This is a genomic window from Stenotrophomonas sp. P5_B8, assembly GCF_054049855.1.
This window is the reverse complement of sequence record NZ_JBFULO010000540.1, coordinates 1-2,165: the sequence shown is the minus strand read 5'-3', so window position 1 is coordinate 2,165 and position 2,165 is coordinate 1. Positions and strand designations below refer to the sequence as shown.

The 2,165-nt window shown below is 69.2% G+C and carries 3 protein-coding genes; 1 reads left to right on the top strand and 2 read right to left on the bottom strand.

Translation table 11 applies throughout. The features are described from left to right. Nucleotides 1-157: 157 nt before the first annotated feature. On the bottom strand, nt 158-934 hold the full coding sequence (locus ACXJKH_RS19105) for a sulfite exporter TauE/SafE family protein (protein WP_457321735.1): 777 nt from the start codon (nt 932-934) through the stop codon (nt 158-160). A 196-nt stretch (nt 935-1,130) separates the two neighbouring features. Here ACXJKH_RS19105 and ACXJKH_RS19100 point away from each other — a divergent pair, with 196 nt between their 5' ends. Then, nucleotides 1,131-1,520, top strand: coding sequence for a YchJ family metal-binding protein (locus tag ACXJKH_RS19100; RefSeq protein ID WP_256776135.1), 390 nt, complete (start codon nt 1,131-1,133; stop codon nt 1,518-1,520). On the opposite strand, the gene ACXJKH_RS19095 is transcribed toward ACXJKH_RS19100, so the two are convergent. Continuing rightward, on the bottom strand, nt 1,499-2,165 hold a 667-nt coding region (locus tag ACXJKH_RS19095), incomplete at its 5' end, for a GGDEF domain-containing protein (RefSeq protein WP_457321733.1). The genes ACXJKH_RS19100 and ACXJKH_RS19095 overlap by 22 nt on opposite strands.

The window sequence follows — 2,165 nt, the reverse complement described above, 5'->3', positions numbered from 1 at the left end:
TTCCCGCGCCGGCAACGGAAAYCCCGCACCCACAACGGAAATCCCGCRCCGGCAACGGAAATCCCGCACCGGCAACGGAAATCCCGCACCCACGTAGAGCCGACCGTTGGTCGGCTGCTCCACCATCACCGGTCGCCGCAGCGCCCCGCTCTACGCGTTATCCGCCGAACGTATCCCAGCCCATCCGCGCGATCAGCACCACCACCAGACCGACGAACAATTTGCGGATGAACGGCGTACCGCCGCGCAGCGCCAGCCGCGTGCCCACCACCGAGCCGACGATGTTGGCGGCGGCCATCGGCAGCGCGAACAGCCACAGGATGTTGCCGGTCGGCACGAAGAAGGAAATGGCAGCGRCATTCGTGGCCAGGTTCACCACCTTCGAGGCGGCCGAGGCACGCAGGAAGTCCAGCCCGAAGAAGCGCACGAACAGGAAGATCAGAAAGCTGCCCGTGCCCGGCCCGAAGAATCCGTCGTAGAAGCCGATCACCGCGCCGATGCCCAGCGCCATGGCCAGCTCCCGGCGCCCGATCTCGCGCGGCCGGTGCAACGCGCCGAAATCCTTCTTCCACAGCGTGTAGCCGAGCATCGCCACCAGCAGCACCAGCACCAGCGGGCGCACCGCGTCTTTGGGCAGCAGGCTGACCGCCGTGGCCCCGGCGAAGGAAAACACGAAGGCGGTGCCCGCCGCGAACAGCACCGGTCGCCACGGGAAGCGCACGTTGCGCGCGTAGCGGAACGCGGCCGCCGCCGTGCCGAACATCGAACTGAACTTGTTGGTGCCAAACAGCATCGCCGGGATGTGCTGCGGCAGCACCGTGAACAGGCCGGGCAACTGCACCAGCCCGCCGCCACCCACGGCCGCATCGACCAGGCCGGCGATGAAGGCGATCGCCACCAACCACAACAGCTCAGGGGGAACCAGCTCGAGCACGGCAGCAACTTCGCGACACAAGGCGCGCAAGCATACGCCCGGACCCCCACACCGGGTAGAGCCGACCGTGGGTCGGCTGCCCTGCGCCACCGCACACACGTACCGACCAACGCTCGGTACCTACGGCGCATCCAGCACGCCCATACCCACGGTCCGCACCCACGGCGGACCCAAGCAAACGCGCGACAATAGCCCCATGAGCACACCCGACCCCTGTCCCTGCGGCCGCCCACTGGCCTACACCGCCTGCTGCGGCCTCTACCACGCCGGCGCGAACGCACCCGACGCCGAAGCCCTGATGCGCTCGCGCTACAGCGCCTACGTCAAGCAGCTGCCGGACTACCTGCTGGCCAGCTGGCATCCGTCCACGCGCCCGCAGGAATTATCGTTGGACGAAGCCCCCGGCCAGCGCACCCGCTGGTTGGGACTGACAATCCACACGCACACCACCACCGACCCGGACCACGCCCAGGTCAACTTCACCGCCCGTTACAAGGTCGGCGGCGGTAGCGCGGTCAAGATGCTCGAACACAGCCGCTTCGTCCGCGAAGACGGCCGCTGGTTCTATCTCGACGCGCTGCCCTGAGCCGGCTCGCGGCTGCGCACCGCCACCGGCCGCTGCTGGCCGTGGGCGCGCACGCAGTTGCGCCCGGCATCCTTGGCCGCGTACAGCGCCTGGTCGGCGGCTTTGATCACCGCCTGCGTCCCGTCGCCCACGCGGCTGTCGGCCATGCCGATGCTGACCGTCACCTGCACCACCGTGCCGTCGCCACCGCGGCCGCGCTGCAGCCGGCCCACCGCGTCGTCCTGCACGCGCGCCGCACGATCGCGCAGCTGCAGGCGCGTGGCTTCCACCATCGCCCGTACCGCTTCCACCGCCTCCACGCACGCCGGGGCAGGGCGGTCCAGGAACACCAGCGCGAACTCCTCGCCGCCATAACGGAACGCGCGTCCGCCGCCGCCCACCTCGGCCAGGCGCGCGGCCACCAGCTTGAGCACGTCGTCGCCGTTGTCATGGCCGTGGGTATCGTTGAAGCGCTTGAAGTGGTCCACATCCACCATCGCGATCGTGTACGTGGCCCCCACCCGTTGCAGGCACTCGTTCAACGCGCGCCGACCGGGCAGGCCGGTCAGTTCGTCGCGGTAGGCCATATGGAAAGATTCCTGCAGCATCGCCGACACGATCAGCAGCAGCGCGGTGCTGGCCAGCGCCGGCAGCAGCGCTGGCGAC